The following is a 6,496-nucleotide window of genomic DNA, read 5'->3' on the forward strand; positions in this document are numbered from 1 at the left end:
AGGCGGAAGGGACGGACGGGACGCTAGGTGCCCGAACTGAGGATTGCCTGAGCGTGGGATGAGGACGGCACACAGGCGGGGCGAATCGGGCGTGCGCCGGACTCCGCCCTGTCGCCCGCCGTGGGTGCGACAGGGCGGGCGACAGGGCGGGCGACAGGGCGGGCGACAGGCCACAGTGGCCGGTCCCCGCGTCACGCCAGGCGGATCACGTTCCAGGAGAGGGGTTCCAGGGTCGTGGTGAGCCTGCCGTCCTGGAGGGTGGTGCCCGTGATGTCGTGCGGGACCACCCGTTCCGGCTCGTCCAGGGTGTTGCGGGCGTCCGGGTCCGCGTCGGACAGGGCGCTGTGCTCCACCACGGTCGTCAGGCCGAGCGAGCCGAGCGACACCTCCAGCGGCAGCGCGTCCGTCCGGCTGCGGTTGACGGCGAAGACGGTGACCGAGCCGTCCTCGGCCCGCACCGCGGTGGCGTGCAGCAGGTCCGTCTCGCCGTACTTCGCCGTCTCGTACGTCGGTGAGTCCACGCGTACGTCGAGGACCCGGCCGCGCCCGTACCGCGAGGCCTGGGCGAACGGGAAGAACGTCGTCTGGCGCCAGGCCGGGCCGCCCGGCTCGGTCATGATCGGCGCGATGACGTTGACGAGCTGGGCCAGGCACGCGACCGTCACCCGGTCAGCGTGCCGCAGCAGCGCGATGAGCAGCGAGCCGAAGACGACGGCGTCGGTGACGTTGTAGTTGTCCTCCAGGAGGCGCGGTGCCTCCGGCCAGTCCAGCGGGTTGCGCTCGGCCTCCTCCTGGGTCCGCGACAGGTACCAGACGTTCCACTCGTCGAAGGAGAGGTTGATCCGCTTCTTCGACTTCAGCCGTGCGCCGATGTGGTCGCAGGTGGCGACCACGTTCTCGATGAAGGACTCCATGTCCACGGCGGAGGCCAGGAAGGAGTCGACGTCGCCGTCGTGGGGCTCGTAGTAGGCGTGCAGCGAGATGTGGTCGACCAGGTCGTAGGTCTCCTTGAGGACCGTCGCCTCCCACTCGGCGAAGGTGTCCATGGACTGGCCGGAGGAGCCGCAGGCGACGAGTTCGAGGCCCGGGTCGATCTGGCGCATGGCGCGGGCGGTCTCGGCGGCGAGGCGGCCGTACTCCTCGGCCGTCTTGTGCCCCGTCTGCCAGGGGCCGTCCATCTCGTTGCCCAGGCACCACATGCGGATGGCGAAGGGGTCCTTGTCACCGTGCGCGACGCGGAGGTCGGACAGGGCCGTGCCCGAGGGGTGGTTGGCGTACTCCTGGAGTTCCAGGGCCTCGGCGACGCCTCTCGTGCCGAGGTTGACCGCCATCATGGGTTCCGCCTGCGGGCCCAGCTTCTTCAGGAACGCGATGTACTCGGACAGGCCGAAGCGGTTCGTCTCCGTCGAGCGCCAGGCCAGGTCCAGGCGGCGGGGGCGGTCCTCGGCGGGGCCCACCGAGTCCTCCCACTTGTAGCCGGAGACGAAGTTCCCGCCGGGGTAGCGGATGGTGGTGACGCCGAGTTCCCTCACCAGGTCCAGGACGTCCTGGCGCAGGCCCGCCTCGTCCGCGGTGGGGTGTTCCGGCTCGTATATGCCTGTGTAGACGCAGCGGCCGAGGTGTTCCACGAACGAGCCGAAGAGGCGGGGGTTCACCTCGCCGACCGTGAAGGCGGGGTCCAGGGTGAAGGTTGCCTTGTCTTGCATGGTGCCTTGTTCGCCTTTCGGGGTGGGTGGTTCCGGTTCAGTGGCGTGTGCGGGTGCCTCGTGGCTGGTCGCGCGGTTCCCCGCGCCCCTGAGAGCTAGAGAACCTTCGGCCAGCCGTCTCTTGACCAGGTGAGGCGGTGGAGGCCCAGCTTCGGTGTGCCCGTGTCATCCGCGTCGTAGTAGTGGTAGGCCAGCCAGTCCTTGCCGTGGTCCTTGAAGACCGACTGGCCGCCTGTGCCGATGTATCTGCCGTGGCCCTCCAGGAGGAGGTCGCCGCCGCCCTGGAGGAGGGGGGTGCCGGTGCTGTCCACGTACGGGCCCGTGATCGAGGTCGATCTGCCGACCCGGATCTTGTACGTGCTGTTCACGCCCGCGCAGCATGCGTCGTACGACGCGAAGAGGTAGGAGAAGCGGCCGTGTCTGACGATGTACGGGCCCTCGACCGCGTACGGGGCGTCCGGGCGGGTCGCCAGGTGGTGGACGGTCGCGGCGGGGACGGCCTTTCCGGTGGCCGGGTTCAGTTCGACCATGCGGATGCCCGTCCAGTACGAGCCGAACGCCATCCACAGTCTGCCGTCGGCCCTGGTGATCGCCGGGTCGATGGCGTTCCAGGTGTCGGTGGTCTCCGAGGTGAAGGCCTTGCCGTGGTCCGTCCAGGTGCCGGGCCTGCCCGACCTGGAGGTGGCGACGCCGATCGCGGAGTGGTTGGTGCCCCAGGAGGAGACCGCGTAGTAGAGCCAGTAGCGGCCCGCCCGGTAGGAGATGTCGGGGGCCCAGGGGTCGCCGGTGTCGTTGTACTCGTACCACCAGGAAGGGGGTGCGGCGAAGGCGTTGCCGGCGTCTTCCCAGTGCTTGAGGTCCTTCGACAGGCGGGCGCCGATGATTCCGCCGGTCGAGTAGGCCGCGTACTCACCCGACTTGAGGCGGATGACCGTCGGGTCGTGGATGATCTGCTGGCCGGTGAGGGGCAGGGGGTCCGGGTACTCGGCCGCCTGTGCCGTTGCCGGCAGCAGGGCGAGGAGGGCCGCGGCAAGCACCGCGGCGAGTCTGAAGCGCTTCAACTGGTGACTCCTTGGCGGGAGTTACTGGATGACAGGAGGTGCGGGGGCTACTGGCCCGCGAGGCCCGTGTGCGCGACGCCCGCCACGATCTGGCGCTGGAAGAAGACGAAGACGATGATCAGCGGCAGGCCCGCCATCAGACCGCCCGCCATCAGCTGGGCCCACTGGATGCCGTAGGAGTTCATGACGGTCGCGATGCCGTTCGGCATGGTCATCAGGTCGGGGTTGTTGGTCACCATGTACGGCCACAGGAAGTTGTTCCAGGACGCGATGAAGGTGAAGATGCCGACCGCGGCGAGGGAGGGGCGGGAGAGCGGGAGCACGATGGTGAAGAAGACCCGCCAGCGGCCCGCGCCGTCGATGAAGGCCGCCTCCTCCAGTTCGCGCGGGATGCCCTGGAAGAACTTGTAGAGGATGTAGACCATCGCGGCGGGCGCGCACTGCGGCAGGATCATGCCCCAGTAGGTGTCGACCATCCCCATCTGCTGGACGGTGGTGAAGAGGGGCACGCCGAGGACGGCCGGGGAGACCATCAGACCGGTCATGACCAGGCCGAGCAGGGCCTTCTTGCCGCGGAACTCCGTGCGGGCGAACCCGTATCCGGCGAGCGCGCTGACGGTGAGGACCACGGCCGTCACGCACACCGAGACCACCAGCGAGTTCACGAACCAGTTGGTGATGTTGCCGGTCTCGAAGATCGCCGACCAGGCCTGGGTCGTCCACTCCTTCGGCAGCCAGTGCGTCGGCACCTCGACGGCCTCGGTCTCGGACTTGAGCGAGGTGAACAGCGCCCAGACGAGCGGCGCGAGGAACACCACGGAGACGGCGGTGGCGAGGAGGGTGAGCACGATCTGGCTGGGCGTCCAGGGCTTGCGGACCTTGGCGCGTACGGGTGCCCCGGTGCGTACGGGTGCTTCGGGGCCTGCCTGTGCGGCGGTGCTCATCGGCCGCCCTCCTCACGGTTGCGCAGCAGCCACATCCGCGCGAGGGCGACGGCCGCGATGATCACGAAGAAGATGATGGAGATCGCGGAGGCGTAGCCGACGCGGTAGCTGGTGAAGCCCTCTTCGAGGGTGTACTGCACGAAGGTGCGGGTGGAGCCCTCCGGTCCCGGCAGGAAGTCCATCATCACCACGGCCTGGTCGAAGACCTGGAGCGAGGCGAGGATCTGCAGGGCGAGGACGAGACCGGTGATGTTCCGCAGCATCGGCAGGGTGATGTGGACCATGCGGTGCCAGGCGTTCGCGCCGTCCAGCTTCGCGGCCTCGTAGAGGTGCGCGGGGATGCCCTGGAGGGCGGCGAGGTAGAGCAGGAAGCTGAAGCCGACCGTCCACCACAGGGTGCAGACGACGACGGCGAGCATGGCGTACGACTTGTCGGTCAGCCACGCCGTCTCGATGCCGAGCACGTGGTTGACCATGCCGGTACCGGGGTTGAACAGCCACTGCCACAGGTTGGCTGCGACGGTGGACGGCAGCAGGAACGGGGCGAAGAAGCAGAGCCGCCACAGCCACTTGCCGCGCTCGATGTGGTGGGCGAGCATCGCGAGGAGGAAGGCGAGGACCGTGATGCAGGGCACGACCAGGAGCGTGAAGTACGCGCTGTGGCCGAGCGACTCCCACACCAGCGGGTCGTCCAGTGCCTCGCGGTAGTTGTCGAGGCCGATGAAGCTGGTGGCGTCGCCGGAGATGTTGGCGTCCGTGAAACTGAGGTAGACGCCGCGCAGCAGCGGCCAGATCACGAACAGCGCGAACAGGACGAGGAACGGGGCGACGAACCAGGCCCCGTGCTGGAAGCCCTGCTTGCGCCGGACGGTGGCGGTGTCCGCCGCCGCCCTCGTGCGCGCCGGAGTGATGACGGTCTGTGCGCTGGTCGTCGTCATGCGACCGCACCTCCTTGCGCGGCGGTCCGGCCGTCCATGGGGTTCTTCGAGGCGAGCAGCTCGGTGAGCATGCTCTTCATGCTGCGAGCGGCGGCGTCCGGCTTGGCGGAGCCCAGCGTGGAGGACACGACGATCGGGCCGACGCGCTGGGCGAGGATGCCGGTGGACCCGGCGAACCACACCTTCGGCTCGGTGGCCTGGTGGTCCATCGCCGAGACGTACTCGCTCTGCGGGTTCATCTTCTTGTACGCGGCCGAGGACAGGGTCGGCGTGTAGGCGGGGATGTGGCCGCCGGCCGCCCACTGCTGGGCGTGCTGGACGATGTAGGCGGCGAGTTGGTGCGCGCCCTCGTTGGCGGCTCCGCCACGGTCCGCCTGGTGCGGCAGGACGAAGGAGTGCGACTCGGCGTGGGTCGCCTGTTCGCCGAAGACAGGGGGCAGCGGGGTGGCGCCGTACTCGATCTTCGCGCCGTCGAAGACGGGCACCGACCAGTTGCCCTCCCAGACGAACGGCCCGCCGTTGACGAACTGTTCGGCGCCGGCTCCGCCCGCGAAGCCCGGGTTCACGTACCCGTCGGTGAGGTGCCGGCGCAGGAACTCCAGTACCTGTGTGGCCTTGTCGGTGTCGAAGGTGACCTCGGTGTTGGCGTCGTCGAACCAGGTGCCGCCGAGCTGGGTGTAGAAGGCGACGAAGAACCACCACTGGAAGTTCTGGTCGCTGGACCACATGCCGATGGTCTGCAGGCCCTTCTTGGTGGCTTTCTTGGCCTTCTTCAGCACGTCGAACCACTCGTCGACCGATGTCACGGGCACCATGCGGCCGTCGTCGCCGAGCAGGCCCGCCTTCTTCAGCACGTCCTTGCGGTAGAAGCAGAGCTGGACGTGGATGTCGAGCGGGAGCGCGTAGAGCTTGCCGCCGATGACGGCCCGCTTCCACAGCTCGGGGTTGAAGTCCGCTTCCCGCACGCCGTACTTGGCGAGCAGGTCGACGTCCCAGGGGTCCAGGAGCCGGCCCGGCGAGAAACCGGTGACCCGGCCCAGGTGCATGACGCCGAGGTCCGGTGCGCGGTTGCCCGCCGCCGCCATGGCCAGCTTGGTGTAGAAGGGGCTCCCCCACTGGAGGGTGGAGTCCTTCACGTCGATGCCCGGGTTCGCCTTCCGGAAGGAGTCCAGCATCGCGATCATGTTGTAGCCGTCGCCGCCGCTGAAGAGGTTCCAGTAGCGCACGCGGGTGTCCGCGCCGGAGGCTAGTGCGTCCGCTCCGGTGCCGAGCGCGGCGAATCCGAGGCTGCTCGCGACCGTCACGCCGCCGAGTCCCGCCAGGAGCTGCCTGCGATTCAGGCTGGGTCGTCCCATGCCCTGCCCCATCCGTTCGAGATATCTCTGTTCGAGATTTCGGTTAGTGCTCGTAACTTCGAACGGACCGTAGAGAGGAAGCGCTTACTCGTCAATGGTTTGCGCAGGAATTTCCCTGTGGATGCCTACTCAAGTAGGACGAACACTCTGGAACGTCCCTGCCGTGGTGAAGGCGTCGGTGATCGGTGCGATGAGCGCGGCGAGGCGGCGGGCGCCCGCGTCGCCGATCGGCGCCCACAGCGCGGCGCAGTGCTCGTCCGTCTCCACCTCGATCCGCTCGCGCGCCGCGCCGCCGGCGCCGGTGAGTGCGGCGCCGGTGAGTGCGGCGCCGGTGAGTGCGGCGCCGGTGAGTGCGGCGCCGGTGAGTGCGGCGCCGGTGAGTGCGGCGCCGGCGGGTGCGGCGCCGGCGGGTGCGGCGCCGGCGGGTGCGGCGCCGGCGGGTGCGGCGCCGGCGGGTGCGGCGCCGGCGGGTGCGGCGCCGGCGGGTGCGGC

General features: G+C 69.1%; 6 protein-coding genes. All 6 read right to left on the minus strand.

Annotated elements, in window-relative coordinates; translation table 11 throughout:
- Nucleotides 1–191: 191 nt before the first annotated feature.
- Nucleotides 192–1,706: an alpha-N-arabinofuranosidase gene (locus ACIOKD_RS31645; RefSeq protein WP_402090774.1), complete on the minus strand. Its 1,515-nt coding sequence runs from the start codon at nucleotides 1,704–1,706 to the stop codon at nucleotides 192–194.
- 95 nt (nucleotides 1,707–1,801) lie between these two features.
- Nucleotides 1,802–2,767: an arabinan endo-1,5-alpha-L-arabinosidase gene (locus tag ACIOKD_RS31650; protein ID WP_402090776.1), complete on the minus strand. Its 966-nt coding sequence runs from the start codon at nucleotides 2,765–2,767 to the stop codon at nucleotides 1,802–1,804.
- A 47-nt stretch (nucleotides 2,768–2,814) separates the two neighbouring features.
- The gene (locus ACIOKD_RS31655) at nucleotides 2,815–3,711 is read right to left on the minus strand and encodes a carbohydrate ABC transporter permease (protein ID WP_402090778.1); all 897 of its coding nucleotides are present in this window, start codon (nucleotides 3,709–3,711) and stop codon (nucleotides 2,815–2,817) included.
- Entirely contained in the window at nucleotides 3,708–4,649 is a 942-nt protein-coding gene (locus ACIOKD_RS31660; RefSeq protein WP_402090782.1) for a carbohydrate ABC transporter permease, read from the minus strand. Before ACIOKD_RS31660 ends, ACIOKD_RS31655 begins: the two co-directional genes overlap by 4 nt.
- Nucleotides 4,646–6,004 carry an extracellular solute-binding protein gene (locus ACIOKD_RS31665; RefSeq protein ID WP_402090784.1) on the minus strand — a complete coding sequence of 453 codons (1,359 nt, stop codon included), beginning with the start codon at nucleotides 6,002–6,004 and terminating at the stop codon, nucleotides 4,646–4,648. The genes ACIOKD_RS31660 and ACIOKD_RS31665 overlap by 4 nt, the downstream gene beginning before the upstream one ends.
- A 129-nt stretch (nucleotides 6,005–6,133) precedes the next feature.
- Nucleotides 6,134–6,496: pentapeptide repeat-containing protein (locus ACIOKD_RS31670; RefSeq protein WP_402090787.1), on the minus strand; the 363-nt coding region annotated here is incomplete at its 5' end.

This window comes from Streptomyces sp. NPDC087844 (assembly GCF_044742785.1).
Lineage (GTDB): Bacteria > Actinomycetota > Actinomycetes > Streptomycetales > Streptomycetaceae > Streptomyces.